Origin of the sequence: Eubacterium barkeri, assembly GCF_900107125.1 — a bacterium.
In the GTDB taxonomy this organism is placed as follows: domain Bacteria; phylum Bacillota; class Clostridia; order Eubacteriales; family Eubacteriaceae; genus Eubacterium_O; species Eubacterium_O barkeri.
In genome coordinates this window covers 1-19,482 of record NZ_FNOU01000018.1, presented here as the reverse complement: position 1 = coordinate 19,482, position 19,482 = coordinate 1, and the positions used below count along the sequence as shown (strand labels likewise).

Annotated in this window: 22 protein-coding genes; 10 read left to right on the top strand and 12 right to left on the bottom strand. The window is 52.3% G+C overall.

Annotated elements, in window-relative coordinates:
• The first annotated feature begins 2 nt into the window (after positions 1–2).
• The 4 genes from BLU30_RS10465 to BLU30_RS10450 are packed head-to-tail and all read left to right on the top strand — an operon-like array spanning position 3 to position 3,795.
• Positions 3–1,019, top strand: a complete 1,017-nt coding sequence (locus tag BLU30_RS10465; RefSeq protein ID WP_090246185.1) for an ABC transporter ATP-binding protein — start codon at positions 3–5, stop codon at positions 1,017–1,019.
• The gene (locus BLU30_RS10460) at positions 1,009–1,968 is read left to right on the top strand and encodes an ATP-binding cassette domain-containing protein (protein WP_090246184.1); all 960 of its coding nucleotides are present in this window, start codon (positions 1,009–1,011) and stop codon (positions 1,966–1,968) included. Before BLU30_RS10465 ends, BLU30_RS10460 begins: the two co-directional genes overlap by 11 nt.
• The gene (locus tag BLU30_RS10455; protein WP_090246182.1) at positions 1,911–2,921 is read left to right on the top strand and encodes an ABC transporter permease; all 1,011 of its coding nucleotides are present in this window, start codon (positions 1,911–1,913) and stop codon (positions 2,919–2,921) included. The genes BLU30_RS10460 and BLU30_RS10455 overlap by 58 nt, the downstream gene beginning before the upstream one ends.
• Complete coding sequence (locus tag BLU30_RS10450; RefSeq protein WP_090246181.1) at positions 2,914–3,795, top strand: ABC transporter permease; 882 nt, start codon at positions 2,914–2,916, stop codon at positions 3,793–3,795. Before BLU30_RS10455 ends, BLU30_RS10450 begins: the two co-directional genes overlap by 8 nt.
• Positions 3,796–3,843: 48 nt before the next feature.
• Here BLU30_RS10450 and BLU30_RS10445 read toward each other — a convergent pair whose 3' ends face one another.
• From BLU30_RS10445 to BLU30_RS10435, 3 genes are all read right to left on the bottom strand, one after another.
• Complete coding sequence (locus tag BLU30_RS10445; protein WP_090246179.1) at positions 3,844–4,365, bottom strand: GNAT family N-acetyltransferase; 522 nt, start codon at positions 4,363–4,365, stop codon at positions 3,844–3,846.
• Positions 4,366–4,447: 82 nt separating this feature from the next.
• Positions 4,448–4,774, bottom strand: coding sequence for a branched-chain amino acid transporter permease (locus tag BLU30_RS10440; RefSeq protein WP_090246177.1), 327 nt, complete (start codon positions 4,772–4,774; stop codon positions 4,448–4,450).
• Positions 4,771–5,472 (bottom strand): AzlC family ABC transporter permease, encoded by a 702-nt coding sequence (locus tag BLU30_RS10435; protein WP_090246175.1) that lies wholly within the window; start codon positions 5,470–5,472, stop codon positions 4,771–4,773. Before BLU30_RS10435 ends, BLU30_RS10440 begins: the two co-directional genes overlap by 4 nt.
• 263 nt (positions 5,473–5,735) lie before the next feature.
• Between BLU30_RS10435 and BLU30_RS10430 the strand changes: the two genes are divergently transcribed.
• Both BLU30_RS10430 and BLU30_RS10425 read left to right on the top strand, forming a co-directional pair.
• Positions 5,736–5,963: a DUF3006 domain-containing protein gene (locus tag BLU30_RS10430; RefSeq protein ID WP_143024234.1), complete on the top strand. Its 228-nt coding sequence runs from the start codon at positions 5,736–5,738 to the stop codon at positions 5,961–5,963.
• Complete coding sequence (locus BLU30_RS10425; protein ID WP_090246172.1) at positions 5,953–6,837, top strand: ComEC/Rec2 family competence protein; 885 nt, start codon at positions 5,953–5,955, stop codon at positions 6,835–6,837. Before BLU30_RS10430 ends, BLU30_RS10425 begins: the two co-directional genes overlap by 11 nt.
• Before the next feature lie 65 nt (positions 6,838–6,902).
• Here the strand turns inward: BLU30_RS10425 and BLU30_RS10420 are convergent, their stop codons facing one another.
• Positions 6,903–7,727, bottom strand: a complete 825-nt coding sequence (locus BLU30_RS10420) for a MetQ/NlpA family ABC transporter substrate-binding protein (protein ID WP_090246169.1) — start codon at positions 7,725–7,727, stop codon at positions 6,903–6,905.
• 102 nt (positions 7,728–7,829) lie between these two features.
• On the bottom strand, positions 7,830–8,735 hold the full coding sequence (locus tag BLU30_RS10415) for a LysR family transcriptional regulator (protein WP_090246167.1): 906 nt from the start codon (positions 8,733–8,735) through the stop codon (positions 7,830–7,832).
• A 179-nt stretch (positions 8,736–8,914) separates the two neighbouring features.
• Between BLU30_RS10415 and BLU30_RS14270 the strand changes: the two genes are divergently transcribed.
• The gene (locus BLU30_RS14270; RefSeq protein ID WP_176770908.1) at positions 8,915–9,091 is read left to right on the top strand and encodes a hypothetical protein; all 177 of its coding nucleotides are present in this window, start codon (positions 8,915–8,917) and stop codon (positions 9,089–9,091) included.
• Positions 9,088–9,480, top strand: a complete 393-nt coding sequence (locus BLU30_RS14105) for a hypothetical protein (RefSeq protein WP_143024233.1) — start codon at positions 9,088–9,090, stop codon at positions 9,478–9,480. The genes BLU30_RS14270 and BLU30_RS14105 overlap by 4 nt, the downstream gene beginning before the upstream one ends.
• On the opposite strand, the gene BLU30_RS10405 is transcribed toward BLU30_RS14105, so the two are convergent.
• The 6 genes from BLU30_RS10405 to BLU30_RS10380 are packed head-to-tail and all read right to left on the bottom strand — an operon-like array spanning position 9,475 to position 13,907.
• A complete protein-coding gene (locus BLU30_RS10405) occupies positions 9,475–10,596 on the bottom strand; it encodes a nucleotidyltransferase domain-containing protein (RefSeq protein WP_090246164.1) in 1,122 nt (373 codons plus the stop codon). The genes BLU30_RS14105 and BLU30_RS10405 overlap by 6 nt on opposite strands.
• Positions 10,580–12,241: an ABC transporter ATP-binding protein gene (locus BLU30_RS10400; protein WP_090246163.1), complete on the bottom strand. Its 1,662-nt coding sequence runs from the start codon at positions 12,239–12,241 to the stop codon at positions 10,580–10,582. Before BLU30_RS10400 ends, BLU30_RS10405 begins: the two co-directional genes overlap by 17 nt.
• Entirely contained in the window at positions 12,223–12,672 is a 450-nt protein-coding gene (locus tag BLU30_RS10395; protein WP_090246161.1) for a S24/S26 family peptidase, read from the bottom strand. The genes BLU30_RS10400 and BLU30_RS10395 overlap by 19 nt, the downstream gene beginning before the upstream one ends.
• Positions 12,669–12,932, bottom strand: a complete 264-nt coding sequence (locus BLU30_RS10390) for a PqqD family protein (RefSeq protein ID WP_090246159.1) — start codon at positions 12,930–12,932, stop codon at positions 12,669–12,671. Before BLU30_RS10390 ends, BLU30_RS10395 begins: the two co-directional genes overlap by 4 nt.
• Entirely contained in the window at positions 12,922–13,614 is a 693-nt protein-coding gene (locus tag BLU30_RS10385; RefSeq protein WP_090246157.1) for a hypothetical protein, read from the bottom strand. Before BLU30_RS10385 ends, BLU30_RS10390 begins: the two co-directional genes overlap by 11 nt.
• Positions 13,611–13,907 carry a hypothetical protein gene (locus BLU30_RS10380; RefSeq protein ID WP_143024232.1) on the bottom strand — a complete coding sequence of 99 codons (297 nt, stop codon included), beginning with the start codon at positions 13,905–13,907 and terminating at the stop codon, positions 13,611–13,613. Before BLU30_RS10380 ends, BLU30_RS10385 begins: the two co-directional genes overlap by 4 nt.
• A 381-nt stretch (positions 13,908–14,288) precedes the next feature.
• Between BLU30_RS10380 and BLU30_RS10375 the strand changes: the two genes are divergently transcribed.
• Positions 14,289–14,564 carry a type II toxin-antitoxin system RelB/DinJ family antitoxin gene (locus tag BLU30_RS10375; protein WP_090246152.1) on the top strand — a complete coding sequence of 92 codons (276 nt, stop codon included), beginning with the start codon at positions 14,289–14,291 and terminating at the stop codon, positions 14,562–14,564.
• Positions 14,557–14,823, top strand: coding sequence for a Txe/YoeB family addiction module toxin (locus tag BLU30_RS10370; RefSeq protein WP_090246151.1), 267 nt, complete (start codon positions 14,557–14,559; stop codon positions 14,821–14,823). The genes BLU30_RS10375 and BLU30_RS10370 overlap by 8 nt, the downstream gene beginning before the upstream one ends.
• 45 nt (positions 14,824–14,868) lie before the next feature.
• Here the strand turns inward: BLU30_RS10370 and BLU30_RS10365 are convergent, their stop codons facing one another.
• Complete coding sequence (locus tag BLU30_RS10365; RefSeq protein ID WP_479691033.1) at positions 14,869–19,473, bottom strand: RCC1 domain-containing protein; 4,605 nt, start codon at positions 19,471–19,473, stop codon at positions 14,869–14,871.
• Positions 19,474–19,482: the final 9 nt, after the last annotated feature.

The following is a 19,482-nucleotide window of genomic DNA, read 5'->3' as shown; positions in this document are numbered from 1 at the left end:
TCATGCCCTCATTACTACAGGTTCAGAACCTGTCGGTCAGCTTTCACACCCCCCAGGGTGAGGTTCAGGCCCTCCGGGGCATTGACTTTGACCTTGCCCCAGGGGAAATTCTGGCGGTGGTAGGGGAATCCGGCTGCGGCAAAAGCGTGATGTGCAAAACCCTCATGGGGCTGCTGCCGGATACTGCTGCCATCAAATCCGGCAGTATCCGCTTAAAGGGCCAGGACATTACCCACCTAAAGGAACGGGAGCTCCAAAAACTCCGGGGAAATCAGCTGGCCATGGTCTTCCAGGACCCCATGACGGCCCTGAACCCCACCATGACCATTGGAAAGCAGATTGCCGAGGCCATCCTCATCCATACACCCCATCTGACCCGGGAGGCCCTGGAGCACCAGATCATCGCCCTGATGGAGCTGGTGGGCATTGAGCACCCTCGGGAGCGCATGGCCCTCTACCCCTATAATTTTTCCGGAGGAATGCGCCAGCGCAGTGTCATGGCCATCGCCCTAGCCGGAAATCCAGAAATCCTCTTGGCGGACGAGCCGACCACAGCCCTGGATGTCACCATCCAGGCCCAGATTTTAGATTTGCTGTTAGATATACAGACCCGGCTGGGCACAGCCACCATCCTGGTCTCCCACGATTTAGGGGTTGTGGCCCGGGTGGCCAATCGGGTGGCGGTGATGTACGCCGGAAAGATTGTTGAAATCGGACGGGCCGAGGAAGTGTACTACAGTCCCCGACACCCCTATACCTGGGGGCTGCTGCGCTCCCTCCCGGCCCTGTGCCAGGGAGCTGACCGGCTTTACACCATTCCCGGAATGCCCCCATCCTTAATTAACCCACCCCCGGGGGATGCCTTCGCCCCCCGGAACGAATACGCCCTGGCCATCGATTATGTGGAGGAACCACCACTTTTTAAAATCACCGATACCCACTACGCGGCCACCTGGCTTTTAGACCCCCGGGCACCCAAGATTACGCCCCCCATTGGAGGTGCACCCCATGACCACTGAATCGATTTTAGACGTTAACGGCCTCACCCATACCTTCCCCCTGACTAAAAAACAGGTTATTCCGGCGGTGGATAACATTTCCTTCACCATTCCCCGGGGGGAAATTTTTGGATTGGTGGGCGAATCCGGCTCCGGTAAATCCACGGTTGCCCGATGTATCATGAATCTCTATCGTCCCGCCCCGGGGCAAATCCGCTTCAAGGGTATCGACCTTGGAGATCCCAAATCCCTTCGGCAGCACAAAAAAATCCTGAATACAAAGCGGCAGCTTATTTTTCAGGATTCAAACTCCAGTCTCAACCAACGAATGCGGGTGGCAGATATTATCACCGAGCCCATGAAAATTAATCACATCCCCTATCCCCGGGGCTCCGCCCGGGCTGAGGCCGAATTCCAGCTCCGGACTGTGGGCCTGGATACAGGTACCCTGGACCTTTACCCCTCGGAGCTTTCCGGGGGACAGCGTCAGCGGGTGGCCATTGCCCGGGCCCTCTCCATGAACCCGGAGCTGCTGGTTGCCGACGAACCCATTGCCTCCCTGGATGTTTCCATCCAGGCCCAAATCGTCAATCTCTTTAAGCATCTTCAGGAGGAGCACGGCTTTACCTTTTTATTTATCGCCCACGATTTGGCCATGGTGGAATACCTGTGTGACCGGGTGGGTGTGATGGTCTCGGGGAAGCTGGTGGAGATTGCGCCCACGGCGGTGCTGTTTAACAATCCCATGCACCCCTACACCCAGGCCCTGCTTTCCGCTATTCCTAAACCTGATCCCCTCCGGGAACGGGCCCGGCAGATGGGGGCCTTCTCTCCTCCGGGTTTCCATTCCCAGGGGGTGATGGAAGCCGTCGGACCGGATCACTATATTTTAACAGAAAGGGGGGCCACGGGATGCCCAAAGGCAATGCCTTCATTTACTATGGAAAAAAGGTTCTCGTCTTCCTGCTGAGTATCTTTGTTCTCTCTATCATGGTCTTTTATATCGCCCGGCTGGCTCCCGGGGACCCCCTGGTTTCCTACTACGGGGATCGGGTGGAGAAGATGACCCCGGCAGAGCACCAATGGGCCGAAGAAAAGCTGGGCCTGACCGCCCCCATCCATGTCCAGTACCTTCGGTGGCTGGAATCCGCCGCCCAGGGTGATTTTGGCATTTCTTATAAATACAAGCAGGATGTGGTCCAGGTCATGGAGGGCCGGCTGGCCAATACCCTCATTCTGGGGGGCATCGGCTTTATCCTCATTTTTGTCCTTGCCTTACTCCTGGGGATGCTCTGCGCCTGGAAGGAGGACGGTTTGGTGGACCGTCTCATTTGCAAGATTGGCACCTTCACCAGCTGTATCCCCGAATTCTGGTTTGCTTTGGTCCTCATCCTCATCTGTTCTGTGGAGCTCCGGCTTCTCCCCAGCAGCGGGGCCTATACCATCGGCCACCAGGGGGATCTTGGGGATCGCCTGGCTCACCTCATCCTCCCCATGACCGTCGTGGTGATGGGGCATCTCTGGTACTACGCCTATATGATTCGCAATAAAATCCTCGAGGAGGTCCGGGCGGACTATGTGCTTCTGGCCAAGTCCAAGGGCCTGAGCAAGGGGCAAATCCTCTTTCGGCACTGCCTCCGGGGCGCCCTCCCCGCCTATTTGAGCATTATGGCCATTGCGGTTCCCCATGTGCTTATGGGGACTTTTATTGTGGAAACGGTGTTTTCTTATCCGGGTATTGGCCTGCTCTCCTACGAAAGCGCCCGGTATAAGGACTACAACCTGCTCATGCTCCTCTGCCTCTTCTCCGGGGTTATTGTGATTCTGTGCAACCTCATTGCCCAGACTATTAACGAGCATATCGATCCCCGGATCAAGACCACCGTCCAGACTGAAAAATCGGAGGTAAGCCATCATGAATGATCCCTTTAAAATCGTCGGCATCCAGGAGCTGCCCGCCGCGCCGGTCCTCCGGCCGAAGTGGTATCAAGGGAAGCCCATCCTCTCCATGGCTATCCTGGGTCTGATTGTGCTGGGATGCCTGTTCTGCCAGCTCATTATGACCAAGGACCCCACCTACATGAATCTCATGGATTATAATCAGGCCCCCAACCGCACCTATCTTTTTGGGACGGATACCATGGGACGGGATATTTTCTCCATGATTTGGTATGGTGGCCGGATATCCCTCTTTATCGGCTTTTTTTCCACAGCCATTTCCACGGCCATCGCCATTGTCTTTGGGGCCGTCAGCGGCTGTGCTCCCCCATGGCTGGATACCCTGCTTATGCGCCTGACGGATATTATCCTCAGTATTCCCGGACTGCTCCTGACCATCCTCGTCCTGGCCATCCTGGGTCAGGCCAATGTACTGACGATTTCCATCGTCATTGGGCTGACCAGCTGGACCAGCATCGCCAAGGTCGTCCGCACCGAAGTTCAGCAAATCCGAAACAGTGAGTATGTCCTGGCGTCCCGGTGTATGGGAGGCGGGTTTTTCCACATCCTTTGGTATCACCTCACCCCTAATTTCATTTCTTCCATTATGTTTATGGTGGTGATGAATATCCGAAGCGCCATCGTGGCGGAATCCACCCTTAGCTTTATGGGTCTGGGCCTTCCCCTGGAGATTATTTCCTGGGGGAGTATGCTCTCTTTATCAGAAAAGGCCCTGTTGACCAATTCCTGGTGGATCATCCTGATCCCCGGCTTTTTCCTGGTCCTCACCCTCATGTGCGTCACCAATATCGGTAATTACCTCCGAAAATCCAGCAACCGCAGCCAAAGTAATCTGTAGGGGAATGATTTCCAGGCAGGGCTTTAAGGATAAGCGCTTCCCTTCATCTTATTTTTTCTGTCCGTAGACCTTCTGGAAAAATTCCTCCCGGGCTGCCTGGAAATCCCCTGGGGACAGGGGTTCCGGCCAGCTCATTACCCGGAGGGGAACAATCTCTCCACCGGGGGTTAAAACCGGCTGGTCATAGGCCACCTCGGTGAGGTGGAAGCCGTTGCGCTCATAAAATCCGACACGGCGTCTGGCCATTTCAGATACCTCTGGCTCCTCCACCTCTAAAATTAAGGGCTTGTGAAGAACCTTGAAGGTTTCCCCCAGGATGGTTTCCCCCATGCCCTGATTACGGAAAGCCGGGGAAACGGCAAAATGCTCGGTAAAGATGAAGGGCTCCAGCTCCCACAAGGCCATAAAGGCCGCCAGCTCCCCACCCTTCTCATAGCCATAGAGGGTATAGTCCTCCTCCTCCAGAAGCTGACGCTGGCCGTGGTAAGGCCGCCGCTCTGAGACCGGAAAGGCCTCCTCCATAATGGCATATACCGCATCAAAATCCTCTGGTCCAATTGTTTTCAGCATACGATCTCCTTCATCCTCCTGTTTGTCCGGCAATCCTCCGGGAATTTCTTTTTATCTTACCATAATGACCTAAATGGGCCCTTTAAAAAACCATCTGGACCAGCACCATATACACCAGGGTGCCCGCCGCAATGGATAAAAGCATCTGACGCTTCCACAAATGCAGGCCCACCACCACCCCAGAAGCGATGATCACCGGCAATCCCTGGGAAAGATCCATAAAGGCAACCCCCTTGTAGCTATAAACCACCAGCAGCCCCAGGGCCGCCCCGGGAAGCACCCTCCCCAAATACTCAATGATCTTCGGGGTTTTCTTCCCTGCTGGAAAAAGAATAAAGGGCAGAAACCGGGTGAGTAAAGTGCCCAGAACCACCATGGCCACGGTAATAATCTGCTCTGTAACCGTCATTTCTCCACCTCCTGATCCAGCCGACTCCGAAGTAAGATGAGCAATGCCAGAATGAAAACCATGGCTGGGATGATAAAGGTACTCCCCCCTAACAAAATGAGGGTAACCACCGACACCACAATGCCAATGACGGCACTGGTGTGATTCTTGTCCTTAAACCACTGCTCCAGGAAAAGCACAATAAATAAGGCCGTCATCACAAAATCCAGGCCCTGGGTATCAAAGGGGATAATGTTCCCAATCAGGCCCCCCAGAGTGGCCCCCAGCACCCAATAGATTTGATTGAGAAGCGTAACAAAAAACATAAACCACCCGGCATCCACCCCCTGGGGAATGGCCGCCGTACAATTAATGGAGAAGGATTCGTCGCACATCCCAAAGATCAGATATCCCTTCTTCTTTCCCGTATTCCCATATTTACCCAGCATGGCAATGCCATAAAACAAATGTCTTGCATTCACCATCAGAGCCAATAAAAAAGCCCCCAATGGATTAAAGGCCCCCAGGAGCAAGTCCATGGCCACAAATTCCATAGACCCTGCAAAAATGGTCAGGGCCATCACCATGGGATAGACAAAGGAGAACCCCAGGGAGTGGGCATAGATTCCATAGGCCATCCCCAGAAATAAAAAACCGGCCAGAATTGGCAGGGTATGGGGAAAAGCAGCCTTCAGCGCCAACTTTTTTGTATTTTTCATTCCGTCAACCTCCTTTATCACCTCGGATATTATCAACAATTTGTACTCCGATACACAATGACTTTATCCACAGAAAACAAGAAATTCTCGACTTATACACAGATAAAACAACAGAATCCCTCCGGATTTTTCTCATTTTTTTAAATTTTATCCACATTATCCACAGAAATTGTCCACAGTTTCCACACATTCTAAAAAAAGCTATCCCCACCCTTCCCTTTCCGTTATAATAGTCACACATCATCCGAAAGGGGGCCATTCATTTGACCAATTATACCATAGACCGTTTTGAAGGCGAAACCGCCATTCTCCTGGATTTTGAAACCGGAGATAAACAACGCCTCATTCCGAGAGGCCAACTTCCCCCAGAAGCTGCGGAGGGGGATGTGCTGACCACCGATGGCCAGACCTTTACGGTGGACACTGAAAAAACCGCCCAGGCCTTGGCCGAGGCCCAGGCCTTACTGGAAAGCGTGACCCATGGCCGGTAGAACAAGCCACCCCAGAATCTTTTTACTCCTGATCTGCCTTCTGATTACCCTATGCCTTCCCCTTTGGGGCTGCTCTCTTTTAGATACGAGAACCGCTTCTGCCCCACCAGCCACCGGTGAGGTCCGGGTAACGATGCTGGATGTAGGCCAGGGCGATGCCATCTGCATCCAAGCCGGTGACGGCAGCACCATGCTCATTGATACTGGGGATACCCCCACCAAGGCCCAGCTCGTTACGGATCTTAGGGCCCTGGGGGTCACCCAGCTGGATTATTTAGTCCTCACCCACGCCCACGCCGACCATATCGGCGGTGCCCAGGCCGTCATCGAAGCCTTCCCCATCAAGAAAGTACTCATCAGCCCCCAGGCTGCCACCTCCAAGGTGTATACCAACACGCTCAAGGCCCTCCAGGCCAAAAATATCCCCACCAAGCGCCCCGCCGTCGGCGAAGCTTTCACCCTGGGAGATGCCCAATTCACCTGCCTGGGGCCGGCCCAGGATCAATACAGTGACATCAATAATTCTTCCATCGTCCTCCGCATGACCCACGGGGACAAGGCCTTCCTCTTCACCGGGGATATGGAAGCCCTGGAGGAACGGGAAATTCTGGCCACCGGTACCGACCTGAGCTGCGATGTCCTCAAGGCCGCTCACCATGGCTCTGATACCTCCACCACGGACCCTTGGCTGGCCGCCTGTGGTCCGAATTTAGACACGATTCTCATTTCCGTTGGTGCGGATAATGACTACGGCCTTCCCGGCAAACGGATGCTGGCCCGGGGTGAAACCTACCGCCTTTACCGCACGGATTTACAGGGGGCGGTGACAGTGGTGAGTGATGGACAGACCATTTCAATCACCAGCGAGCATTAAAGAATACTTTGAAAGAAAACAACCGGAGAGCATCGCTCATCCGGTTGTTTTTATAAAGACTTGTCCTAATCGATGCTCACCACCGCACCACTGTAATTCTGGGTGATATAATCCTTCACCGCATCGCTTTTCAGGGCTTCGATAAGGGCCTTGGTCTTGGCACTGTTTTCCTCACCCTTACGAACGGCCACGATGTTGGCGTAGGTCTTGGCCGCTTCAGAATTCTTTTCTTCCTTGGCCAGGGCATCGGTTACCTTAAGATCGGCATCCAGAGCGTAATTTCCATTGATGACGGCCAGGTCCACATCCCCAAGGGACCGGGCCAGCTGAGCGGCTTCCAGCTCCTGGATTTTCAGGTTTTTAGTATTTTCCACAATATCCTTAGGCGTAGCAGCCAGTCCAGCCCCTTCCTTAATCTTAATGAGTCCCTGGGCTTCCAGAAGGAGTAAGGCCCGGGCTTCATTGGTGGTGTCATTGGGGACGGCGATGGTGGCACCATCTGCCAGATCCGCGATGGCCTTGGCTTTACCGGCGTAAATCCCCAGGGGTTCGTAGTGGATGGCCCCGGCAGACACCAGGTCGGTGCCGTTCTTTTCATTGTAATCCGTCAAATAGGGCTGATGCTGGAAGTAGTTGGCATCCAGCTCCTTATTGGACAGGGCCTGGTTAGGCTGCACATAATCCGTAAATTCCTTGATGACCAGGGTGTAGCCCGCTTCTTTAAGGACCGGCTCCGCCACCTTCAATATTTCGGCATGGGGTGTGGGGGATGCCCCCACCGTGATGGTTTTGTCATCCGAACTGGTGCTGCCTCCGCCACAGCCTGCCAAAACAGTAGCGACTAAACCAGCTACCAAACCGAGTGCAATACATTTTTTGAGTGATTTCATGATGCTTCCCTTTCATTCAACATATTTTTGTAGGTCCTATTATACCTGTAATGACACAAAGGGTGTTAATACATGAAATCCATGACTGGTTATAGGTTTTATCTATAGCCAGGTGGCTGCATATTCTTGAAGCTCCTGGATAAAAAGCCTGCCTAAACGGCTGATGGGTGCCCCACGATGGCTGATAATGCCTATGCGCATTTCCTCACTTTCGGCCAAAGGGACGGCAATACAGGTGTCTCCATTGAGCTCCTCACTGACGAAGCCCGAGCACAGGGTGTAGCCGTTAAGCCCGACCATGAGATTGAGCATGGTGGCCCGATCGTCGGCCTTGATGGTCCGGGCGTGGTCCGTGGTGCTTTTCATTTCCTCTGAGAGATAAAAGGAATTCTGCTGTCCCTGCTCAAAAACCAGACAAGGATAGGGCTCCAACTCTGCCATGGTAATGACCGGCTGGGAAGCCAGGGGATGCTCCCGCCAAAGATAGACATAGGTCCCGCAGGTAAAGAGCGGTGTAAAGGACAGGCCGTTTTCCCGGAGGATCTTCATCATGACGGCTTCGTTAAAGTCGCTGAGGTAGAGCACCCCCAGCTCACTTCGAAAATGTTTCACATTCTGGATCACCTCAAAGGTCTTGGTTTCGTGGATGGCAAATTCATAGGCCTCCATCCCCACCTTCTTCACCAGCTCCACAAAGGCCTTCACCGCAAAGGAATAATGCTGCATGGAGACGCTGAATTTCTCCTTTCGCTGGCCCAGGGTGTACTTCTCTGTCAATAAGCTGTATTGATCCACCACCTGACGGGCATAGCCCAAAAATTCCTCCCCCTCGGTGGTCACCGTAATCCCCCGATTGGAGCGAAGAAAGAGCAACACGCCAATTTCTTCCTCTAATTCTTTAATGGTGGCGGACAGACTGGGCTGGGTGATAAAAAGTCTGGCCGCCGCCTGGTTCATGGAGCCACTATCGGCCACGGCAATGGCGTATTTCAATTGCTGTAAGGTCATGGGGTCCTCCTTTTTTCCTTCATTATATCCATTCTCCCGCCATTTCGCCATCCCTTCAGAAATTAAAGCCGCCGCCTGCCTGAAAATTGCCTTTTACTACCCATTATGTTAGAATGAAATTCAAAATTTTACTAAACCATTCCACGCCCTACCTATGATACCCCTTGAAAGGATTTGCCATGAACTATCTTCTCTACGATCTGCCGGATCAGGCCTTGGCACCGGCCTTCGAAGCCTTGGCTGGCCCGGATTTCATGCCTCTGGATGCCGCCTGGCCCTGGACACCCTGGCCTTGTGGTGTCGCCGCACCCATTTGCAGTGGTGCGGCGGCCTGGGTGTCGGCAGCGGTGTCATGATCGGGTTCATCCGGGTACTGCCCGTCATCGGTCTGAGCATCACCCTCCTTCAGTGGCTCATTTCCACCATCCTGCTGGCGGCCCAGGGCAGTCTGACCACAGCAGGCACCCTGGCCGGCTTCCATCCCGCCAACCTCATCATCCAGTGCCTCTTATTCCTCCTGTTCACCCTGGGGGTCTTCGTCCACTGCCGCCGTCTGGCCCGGGCCATGGGGCGCGGTGCCGCCTTCGGCCCCCAATACACCACCGTATGGTTCTGCCCCCGGTTCCTTTTCGTCCTCATGGCTTCCCTGTACTGGTTCCTCCGGGCCCTCTTCCTCCATGGCCGGCTGCCCTGGCAGCTCTTCCGGGCACCCCGGCGCCCTGGGGACGGGGATTCTGCGTCATAGCCCCATCGTCACCAGGAATTCATAAAAAGACCTTTTGATTTTTAAAATTCCCCGGGCCAAACGTCTGGCATAAGCCAGGGGCATCAAAAGAGGGTGCTCTTTCAGGGGTGGATACCATAGGCACATAAAACCGTAATCTGGAAAGAGCCGATGGAAAACATACAGACACTTTTGGGGGATGCTGAAGGGCTGCGCTGCATCCCCCTGGATCAAGGTATTTCGAATCCGGTTCTCCACGGTGCCATAGGTTCCGCTGGTTAGGATATAGGAAAACAAGCCCTTAGATTGAGCGTTTAAAGGCCGGCCAGCCATCACATCATCCAGCAGGGACACCAGGTCCTGATGCCAATGGCGAAGCCCTAAGGCCTCAAGGACGGCCTCCATCTGATCCCAATCCACCGGTCTTTGACGCAGCAGGTATAAATCCACCAATCCCCGGATGCCGCTTCCTCCCCCATCCAGATGCTTCTTAAAATGCATTAAAAAATAGAGATAAAAATCCCTCTCCGTCATGGCATAGCCATCGCCTCCATGGGGATGGACCAGTCTTTCCCAAGGATCTGCCCAATAAGCGGCAAAGGGACTGGATTCGGGGAACAAGGCCTTATGCATCTCAAAATTAAAGATGGGTGCTTTATGGAAAACATCATGGTTCCCCTCCAGGCTGATGGTTTCATAGCCCAATGCCGACATCACCGCCACCACCGCCGCCTGCTGGGTGCCCTGGTACAAAATATCATGGTCCGACATCCATCGCATCCCGGGCCGGGGATAGAGCTTTTTTAGAACGATGCCTTTTAACGGGAGATAAGCGATTCCCTGCGCATCAAACCGTCCATACAATTTTTCACGTTCCACATCAAAGCGGATTTCCCGCACGATGGCTTGATCCCGTTCCTCCTTCCAGCGCTTGGCCAGGGCCTCCGGCAGCGGGATGGCCGCTTTTTCCATGGCGAACCATGCCAAATTCGCCACCCGATGAAAATGGGCCAAGGCATAAAGCCTTTCCCACTGCACCTTAGCCACAAATGGTGGCAGGGGTCCTTCATCCACCGCCGCCTTCAAAACCGCCATCAGCACCCGTCCATCCTCAAGGCAATCATTCTCCCAATCCATTTTCCACCAGCCTTCCCTGCTTCAATACAAAATACCGATTGCAAATCCTTAATGCGCTGGGGCGATGGGTCACGATGATGCAGGTCCGGTGCAACGCTTCTAAATTGTGAAGCACCGCCGCCTCCGTATCCACATCCAAGGCACTGGTTGACTCATCCAGCAAAAGAATGGGGGCCGGACTGGCCACAGCCCGGGCAATGGCGATCCGTTGGATTTGCCCTTCGGATAATCCCACCCCCCGTTCTCCAACGCCGGTATCCAGGCCCTGGGGAAGCTGCCGGACGAAATCCCCGGCGCAAGCGATATCCAGAAATTCCCACAGCTGATCATCCGTCGCCTCTTCATTAAGCAGGCGAAGATTCTCCCTCAAGGTCCCGGACATTAAAAAGTGTCCCTGGGGAACCCACGCAAACAATTGCCGTGTCCATGGTCCTCCAGTCCTGAAATGATCACCACACTCTATCCAAATCCGCCCATTATCCGGTGCGTAAATTCCCATGAGGAGTAAAAACAAGGTCGTCTTGCCTCCGCCCGAAGCACCCTGTAAAGCAATCCGCTCACCCATGCGGATGGTTAAATCAATCGCCCTGAGTACCGGTGTCTCCGGATCGTAGCCAAAGCACACCTTTTCCAATGCGATTGTGTCAAAATCCACTGGCTTATCCAAATGGGTCTTTTTTTCTTCATCCGGTAATGCATATAATGCCATCAATCGTTCAGCCGAAGCCACCATGGCAAATTGGCGCGGCAGTAATCCCGATAAACCGGCAAAGGGGTTTTGAATCTGCCCCACGAGCTGGAGCATGGCCATCAAGGTCCCGTAACTCATACCCCCGGGGGTCCACAGCATTCCTGCCCCTCCAATCAGTAAGGCGAAACAATAGCTATAGTTAAACAGGACATCCATGGCGGAACTGGAAGCCACTGACAACCCGCGCCGTTTGAGGTGCTTTTTTAAAAATAGCCGCTGGACATCAGCAGCCTCCCCTTCCATTGTCGCCTCGACCCCAAAACACTTCACCATTAACCGGTTTTCCAATGCTTCCTGGAAAAAAGACCGCATCTCTCCCTCCGCTTGCTGTGCGTGTTGATGAAGGGCTTTAAACCGTCGGCGGAGGAAGGTTAATGCGCTGATTGCGCCCATTCCACCGAATAAAAAAATTAGAAGGACCCACTGCTTCATCCAAAGAAGCAGCCCAATGGCCCCCAATATCCGAAGACTTAAATTGACCAGCGTCGGCAGAATACCCACCGAGCCATCCACCACGACCGTCACATCAGAAAACAGGCGATTCAGCAGCTCCCCACTATGAAATGTCGACAGTGAAGGGTAGGTCTTTAAATAGAAGCAATGAAGCAGTCTCTGGCGAAGCACCACCCCCAGCCTGGCCCGCAGGACCTCATCCAGGATATTGCAGCCCAGACGCAGGCATAAATATAGGGTGATGATTCCCAAAAGGCACCCCCCGGCCCCATAAAAGCGGCCTTGATTCCCCGCCACCGCACTGTCAATCACCCATCGGCATCCTAAAGCAAAGGCCAAAGCCGTCAGCGCGATAACCCCATTTCCAACGATTAACAAAACCATCCACCGCTTATGACCCCGCCATTGATCCCCAATCCATCCTAATGCCGCTTTATCCATCGTCTCAAACCCTCACCCTTAAGAAAAATACGGCGAACCCCAGCGAACTTCCAAGCCCATCGGTAGAGCCCGTAGCCCCAATCTTCCCAGGCTACATCCTTGGCCCCCCGATACGCCGTCTCCACCACAGCAATCACCTGATTCATCCCGATGGGGCCCTCAGGCTCTATTTGATGATCCCCCACGCACCATAGCCCCTGGCCATCCCCATCGACGACACGATGAAGGACATAGGCCCCTCCACGCCGCCGCCGATATAAAATAATGGCCCCCATGGGCGGGTATCCCCGCACTGCCCTTAACACTACCGAATCCTGCCCAGGCCTCAAAAAAGGCAGCATGCTTCCGCCCCTGGGATAGAGCCGAAACACACCGCCTCCTTCGAACACCTGCTTCATAACAGGAATCATATCTTCAAGATTACCCATCATTCCAGAATAGTCACTTCCTGAAGCTCTCCGATAAACCCCTCGACATCCAAAAGTGCCTGTTCTTTGGATACCTCAAAGTCGTCTACCACCGTGTCCACCACTTCCTCCAGGCTTTTTCCCACCTCCAGACATCGCCAGATACAAACCGCTGTGGGATTCAGGCGGATCATCCCATTAAAGGTCGTGCTGGCTTCACCCGCCGCCACGACAATGGACTCTCCCCCTAACTGGGTCAATATAAAATCCGGTTTAATCTTCATCCTTCACCATCCCTCCATAGGCGACCTGGGCCGCTTCCAATGTCCGGTCACACCACAGGGCATAACAGGGCACCTTTTTTAATAAATCCTCTAATAAATCCAGTGTATCCTTTAACATCGCCCGATCCCGGGGACGATATACCTGGTTTAGCAGCGCCGACACCACGCTTCCCCCCTCCACCGGTGCGATCCGATTCGTCGTACCACGGTGTAAAAAGCATAATCCCGCCAAGGGCACTCCCATATTGGTCTGCCACCCCTCCTTGCCGCACCAAGGTGTGCCGTAGGCGTAGAACACCCCATTTCGCCGCCGCACAATGGGCTTATCCCCATTGACAATGATGGCCTTCTCACCAAAAAACTTTCGCCACAGGGCGACATGGGTTGACTTCCCTGTCCCACTGGGGGCTAAGAAAGCATAGCCCCATCCATCCACCGCCACCACAGCGGCATGGAGGATCAAGGCATCATAGGCCGGGAGTCCCTCGCCGATTTGGCGGTAGGCAGCGAGGGATTCGGCCTCTTTATGAATATCCTCGGGCTCTATACAAACTGAAAGATCCACCTCGGAATAATCTTCGGTTTTGTAGCCCTCACACTGCTTCTGAAGTGCACTGTACTGATGGTTTACTTCTACAACAAAATCCGCTAAACAAATGACCATCTTCCGCTTATTGTTCACCGCACCAAATCCTCAGGCAGTTCATTCTCTCGTAGTTGTGGCGCATTGCTCTCGGGTTGCGTGGGACTGGGCATCGGAGCAGTGCTCGGGAATGGATCCGGCTGCGGATTGGCATCGGACGTTCCTCCCTCCACTTTCTCGGTTGCGTTACCCGATGTCCCACTGTCAGCATCTTTATCCGTCACTGTTTCATCCATGGGGAGTGCATCCTTTTTGGGCGCTGGTGTCTCCCATGGCAAGGTAATCCCCGCCACTGCATCCGATACCGCCTGGGGACTGGCGATATTTGCCACAATTACTATGTCTACTACGCACAATAAAAGCGTCGTCGCAATAATCCAAGATGTTTGCTTTTTCATTTCATTAGCGACAGGTTCGTAGGATCTGGCTCCGTTTCATTACTGTTCATAATGATATCTTCCGTTTCAAAGACCTCTACGCTCATTTCCGGTTTTTCATAGACTTGCTTTTTCATCTTAATCTCCTTTAATTATAATTAAAATAGGCTTTTGCCTTGCTGTTATACTCCACCATGGCCTGCATCAGGGTTACTAAAGAGGCGTTGGTGTTCTGGGTAATCTTATTTCCTTAAATTATTAAATCTTAAACACAATCGTATTGTTTGACATTGTGTAGTAATCAATATACAATGTCCTTACAAGGAGGTGTTTTAAGTGGCAAATACAACTATCAACATTCGCTTAGACCAAGAGGTCAAAAAGAATTTCGATGCCATCTGCAATGATATGGGCATGAACATGTCCACTGCTGTTAATATCTTTGCAAAGGCGGTGATTCAAAAACGGGGAATCCCCTTTCAGGTTACCGCTGGTGATCCTTTTTATAGCGCATCCAATATGCATGCCTTAGAGATGTCTTCCCAGCAAATTAAAGAGGGGAAGATTGTCACCAAAACCATGGATGAATTAGAGGCCATGGCAGATGAGTAAGCTTACTTTTTCTGAGATGGCCTGGGCAGATTATCTCACCTGGCAAAATGAGGATAAAAAAACGCTCAAACGTATCAACCAACTCATTAAAGATATTGAACGCCAAGGCCCTTTAACCGGTATTGGCAAGCCCGAGCGGTTAAAGGGCAACCGCCATTCTGAGTATAGCCGTCGCATTAACAGTTTTGATCGGCTTGTTTATGAGATTGAAGAAGATGTCATCATCATTAAACAGTGCAAAGGCCATTACAATGATTAATCCCATCCTGGGCAGATTTTCAATAATCTGCCCAGTTTTTTTATTTTAGTTGTAATTAAAATAGGCTTTTGCCTTGCTGTTATACTCCACCATGGCCTGCATCAGGGTTACTAAAGAGGCGTTGGTGTTCTGGATAATCTTATTTTTGGCATAGGCCATGGGGCCGTAGGTTTTCATTTCACTGATGGGCTCCCCGTTTTCCATTACCTGGGCTTCCATCATATTTCCAAGCGCCTTGGCCGGGATGTTGGTGATTTCTGCGTAATAGCGGTTGCCGTTGTACGGGGTCAGGGGCAGCTGCGTATAAGTATCCTGGGTCCCTTTCCGCCGAAGGGCTAGGGTGATGTTGCTTGGGTCAACGCCTTCGTTCAGGTCAATGTAGTAGCGCAGGGCGGTGGCACTTTCCAAAATCAGTGAGTTGCTGTAGATGCTGGCTTTGGGATTTTGGACGGTTCCGCTGGTAATGGCCCCAGCGTATTCCTCCCCTAAGGTTACTGCGGGTATGGCCTTCTGTGCATCGCTAAGGTCGGCGTTGGCGAATGCCGTAGTGTTATAGGTAAAGTACTGCTGGGCCGATGCCCCATAGTTAAGCATGGGGACGAGCAGGGCCTTCAGTCCGTCACTGGCTGTCGTACTGGCCAGCATGTTCGTGGCGTAGGTTTTAACGGAGTAGTTAAAGGTGTCTCCGGTCTGGGTTTCTTTCCCATCTACCATGACCACGGGTTTAGCGTTGATGGTGTCGGCCATTTCTTTCGCAACCACTAAGACGGTGAAGCCATAGTATTTCTTGCCGTCTTTTTCTTTGTAGAAGGTGGCATCGTAGGGGATGCGTTCAGCCTGGCTTTCTTGGCCGTCTTTCCAGTATTTTAAGTAGATTGTTGCCGGGTCGATGCTGCTGTCCAGTTCCATGTAGAAGTTGATGCCGATGTTGCCTTCCAGGGTCAGGGTCCGGGAGTAGAGCCGTGCGACAGGTATGGGTTTGACCGTCACCACGCACTGCTTAGTGGCATCACTGGCAATGGCGGTAATGGTGGCCGTTCCGGGGGCCACGGCGGTGATCTTGCCGGTGTCGTCGACGGTGGCCACGGTGGTGTCATCGCTCACCCAATGGGTGGTGCTGACGGCGTCGGCTGGCTTGAGGGTGGCTTGAAGCTGTGCGGTGTCCCCTGCCGTCAGGGTAACGGCTTCTTGGTCCAGTGCAATTTCTGTCGCCACCACCGGGTCCACTAAGAGTTCGTTGGTATTGTTGGCGTAGTCGCTTTCGACGCTGGTGGTTTTCGCATCCAGGTAGAAGAGCTTACCGTCATATTCATCGGCGCAGGTCATCTGTTCTTTGGATAGAGCGTAAGTGAGGTTTTTGCTTTGACCAGCATCAATGTTTCCAATGACCTGCTGGCTGAGCTTTGTACCACTGGTCCCGTCTTTGTATAGGTCAACGGTGACCCCTTCGGCATTGTCGATTCCGGTGTTTTTCACGGTGACGGTGATGGTGCCGGTGCCGTCTGTATTTTTCGTCAGATTACCGGATTCCAAAGCCACATCACTAAAGCCGTATTCCATGGTGGCGGTGTTGTTGTCCAGGCTATCTTCGGTGATAGTTGCTGCTTCTACCCTTAGCTTCATGGTTTGATGGCTTAGGGGGTTGGGTAGGGTATAGGTCGTGGTGACTTCTGCGGTTTCTCCGATTCCAATGCTTTGAGATTTTGTTATAGCTGGTCCCATTTCCTGGTCGTTGGCATCCAGCCAGGTCAGCTTCAGGCTCTCAATGGCCTGGGTACTGGTATTGGTGACTTCTGCGGTGACATTGATGGTAGCACCGGCTGCCAGAGCAGTGGTGTCGTAGTAGAGTGTTTCACCCACTGCTAAATCATAGCGATCCTCGGCAGAGGTGATAATGAAATCCGTATTGCCGTAGGGGCTGGTTCCCGCCGTGCCGTCATAGGCATCATTTACGCCAACCTTATCCATGGCCAGGATGATATTTCCATTAGCATCGGCTGTGGCATCGAAGTAACGCAGAAAGCTATTGTATGCGGTGAGGGGGACGGCGGTGCTCCATGTGCCATTTCCATCTTTGGTGGTGGTGTAGACTTCGTTTTTAAAGCCGGTCTTCTGGGTAAAGAGCAGTGTCTGCCCCACCATATCATAATTGGTGGTACAGAATGCCCCGGTATCGGTCAAAGCCCCATCCGCTAAGGTCCATAAGGTGCCATTATTAATGGCATAACCCGTGCCATCGATGGCTTTTAAGGTAGTGCCTGCTCCTAGATCGGTACTGGTGCCATCCAAAGCCATGGTGCAAATGGATTCATTGCCCTCGGTGGTGGGATCGGCATCCACACTGTAATAGACCAGCTGGTTTTCACTATCCACCACAGTACTGGTGACATAACCGACGTTTGTATTTAACACCTTGGCATCGCTCCAAATTCCATCGCTTAAGCTACGGGATATCAAGCTATTGGTACCATTTGCCAGATAGGAATCATTTGTACTGTTCTCAATCCAGCTGACCATGACCTTGCCATTGCTGGCATCCATGGCTGCAAGCTGTTGAAGCTTTCCACTGCCCTCGGTGCTGACGGTAACGGGTGCACTAAAACCGGTGTCATCAAAGTGACTGTAAACTAGGTTCATTTTGGAGAGCATTTCCGTCATGGTGATATTGTCCGGGAAAACCTCTGCACCATTTTGCCACAGCACATGAACAGTGTTCCCATCAACGGCGACGACGGGTGTTAGCTCTGCACGCTCACTATTCGCAACAGCTTTAGCTTCACTCCATTTCCCTGCCGTATCCCGGATGGTGTACATCAGGGTGGTGCGGTTGGCACTGCTCTTTTCGCCATTATCCCCAATCCACAGGGCCATAAGCCGGCCATCGGCCAGGGTGACGATTTTGGGATTGCCATAGGGGTAGACGCTGCTTTGGCTAAAGGCGATGTTATCACCGTCCAGGGCCATGGTGCTGAGGCCGTAGAGATAGTCTCGGTCAGGCAGGTGGTAACTATCATAATCATTTAAACTCATAAGTGAAAGCGCATTGGTTTGGGGATAGAGCTGCCACTCGGCCAAGGTCATGCTTTGATCCGTCTCCCAGAAGCCCAATAAACTAGCTTTAACATAAAGGCCCGCAGAAATGGTTGCGCTCAAGGCGCTTTCCAAGGTATTTGGATTATCTTCAGTTTGCTCATGAAGGGAAACGCCTACCTTAAATTTACCTTCCAGGCCACCTTCTGCATAGGCAATGCCCTCCAGGCCTGCACCAACCCCGACCTTAATCCCTAATGCCAAGCTGAGGTTTGCCAGCATCTGAGGATCATTGATATTGCTATCGACTACCTTCATCTGTATTTGACCGTTAAACTCGCCAGTAATCTTTAATTTTACGTAGCACAGGTTGGCGGTTTGTGGAATACCCTGTTTAAAATCCACACTGGCCCCGGCGACTACCAGCATGCCACTCTCTTCCAGCTCCATCTTACCGGAGGCATAGCTGTATTTCATATAGCCAATCACGGATCCCTTTAAATCCACACCCATTTTAATATCCTGGCTTTTCAGGCTGCTTTGAATTTCCCGATACTTATTATAGAATGCAGCATCCGTGCTTTTACCCGCCAGATTATAAAGAGTTTTAATATTCTGATAGGTGGATTCGTCGGAAGACCCCTCGACCCCAAATTGATAGGTGATGGTTTTTTTCTCTGCGTCTACCTTCTTTTTTGACTTAATATTTCCCAGATCCATCCCCATATCCATGCTGAAGATGGGGAGTTCTCCCCAATCTCCTAGAGATACGGTTGGGCCATCTACGGTAGTGGTTCCGAGATTAAGATTAAGTTCGCTTTCTGGTGTTTCTGATGGTGTTTGCTCTAACTGTATCGTATTATTCTCATAGGCCTTCAAATCCTTTACGGTGATGGTTTTATCTTGATACCCTGATTTGGTAAAGGTAATGGGAGCATAAAGAATATCTCCAGCCTTAAGGGTGAGCAAGCCGTTTCCATCACTGGTCACGGTTTGGCCGTCATAGGTGGCGGCGACACTAGATAAAGCGGTTCCTGTTGATGCATCCTGAAATGTTAAGTGGTACTGAGTATCGGTAGCGGAGCCATCTATAATCTTTGTGGGAATATGTCGCTCCGTTGTGGTGCCATCTCCCAACTGACCATACTTGTTACGTCCCCACATCCACAAACTACCATCTTTTTTTATGGCGGCAAAACTAGCCCCACCTAAGCTGACACTCGCCACATTATCAATAATCTTTGTGGGAACAAGTCGGTCCGTTGTGGTGCCATCACCTAACTCACCATTACTGTTATATCCCCACATCCACAAACTACCATCGGTTTTTATTGTGGCGGAGTGTGAAAGACTCAAGCTGACGCTCTCCACATTATCCATAATCTTTGTGGGAACAACTCGGTTCGTTCTGGTACCATCACCTAACTGACCTTCTCGGTTCCATCCCCACATCCACAAACTGCCATCGGTTTTTATGGCGGCGGAATGAAATTCTCCCAAACTGACACTCGCCACGTCATCTATAATCCTCGTGGGAACATGTTGATCCGTTGTGGTAGCATCGCCTAACTCACCATCGCCGTTATCTCCCCACATCCACAAACTCCCATCAGTTTTTATGGCGGCGGA

What these genes read in the sequence shown, in the direction of transcription:
- BLU30_RS10465 (WP_090246185.1), top strand. Translation starts at nt 3, where the DNA reads ATGCCCTCATTACTACAGGTTCAGAACCTGTCGGTCAGCTTTCACACC.
- BLU30_RS10460 (WP_090246184.1), top strand. Translation starts at nt 1,009, where the DNA reads ATGACCACTGAATCGATTTTAGACGTTAACGGCCTCACCCATACCTTC.
- BLU30_RS10455 (WP_090246182.1), top strand. Translation starts at nt 1,911, where the DNA reads ATGCCCAAAGGCAATGCCTTCATTTACTATGGAAAAAAGGTTCTCGTC.
- BLU30_RS10450 (WP_090246181.1), top strand. Translation starts at nt 2,914, where the DNA reads ATGAATGATCCCTTTAAAATCGTCGGCATCCAGGAGCTGCCCGCCGCG.
- BLU30_RS10445 (WP_090246179.1), bottom strand. Translation starts at nt 4,365, where the DNA reads ATGCTGAAAACAATTGGACCAGAGGATTTTGATGCGGTATATGCCATT.
- BLU30_RS10440 (WP_090246177.1), bottom strand. Translation starts at nt 4,774, where the DNA reads ATGACGGTTACAGAGCAGATTATTACCGTGGCCATGGTGGTTCTGGGC.
- BLU30_RS10435 (WP_090246175.1), bottom strand. Translation starts at nt 5,472, where the DNA reads ATGAAAAATACAAAAAAGTTGGCGCTGAAGGCTGCTTTTCCCCATACC.
- BLU30_RS10425 (WP_090246172.1), top strand. Translation starts at nt 5,953, where the DNA reads ATGGCCGGTAGAACAAGCCACCCCAGAATCTTTTTACTCCTGATCTGC.
- BLU30_RS10420 (WP_090246169.1), bottom strand. Translation starts at nt 7,727, where the DNA reads ATGAAATCACTCAAAAAATGTATTGCACTCGGTTTGGTAGCTGGTTTA.
- BLU30_RS10415 (WP_090246167.1), bottom strand. Translation starts at nt 8,735, where the DNA reads ATGACCTTACAGCAATTGAAATACGCCATTGCCGTGGCCGATAGTGGC.
- BLU30_RS14270 (WP_176770908.1), top strand. Translation starts at nt 8,915, where the DNA reads ATGAACTATCTTCTCTACGATCTGCCGGATCAGGCCTTGGCACCGGCC.
- BLU30_RS14105 (WP_143024233.1), top strand. Translation starts at nt 9,088, where the DNA reads ATGATCGGGTTCATCCGGGTACTGCCCGTCATCGGTCTGAGCATCACC.
- BLU30_RS10405 (WP_090246164.1), bottom strand. Translation starts at nt 10,596, where the DNA reads ATGGATTGGGAGAATGATTGCCTTGAGGATGGACGGGTGCTGATGGCG.
- BLU30_RS10400 (WP_090246163.1), bottom strand. Translation starts at nt 12,241, where the DNA reads ATGGATAAAGCGGCATTAGGATGGATTGGGGATCAATGGCGGGGTCAT.
- BLU30_RS10395 (WP_090246161.1), bottom strand. Translation starts at nt 12,672, where the DNA reads ATGATGGGTAATCTTGAAGATATGATTCCTGTTATGAAGCAGGTGTTC.
- BLU30_RS10390 (WP_090246159.1), bottom strand. Translation starts at nt 12,932, where the DNA reads ATGAAGATTAAACCGGATTTTATATTGACCCAGTTAGGGGGAGAGTCC.
- BLU30_RS10370 (WP_090246151.1), top strand. Translation starts at nt 14,557, where the DNA reads ATGAGTAAGCTTACTTTTTCTGAGATGGCCTGGGCAGATTATCTCACC.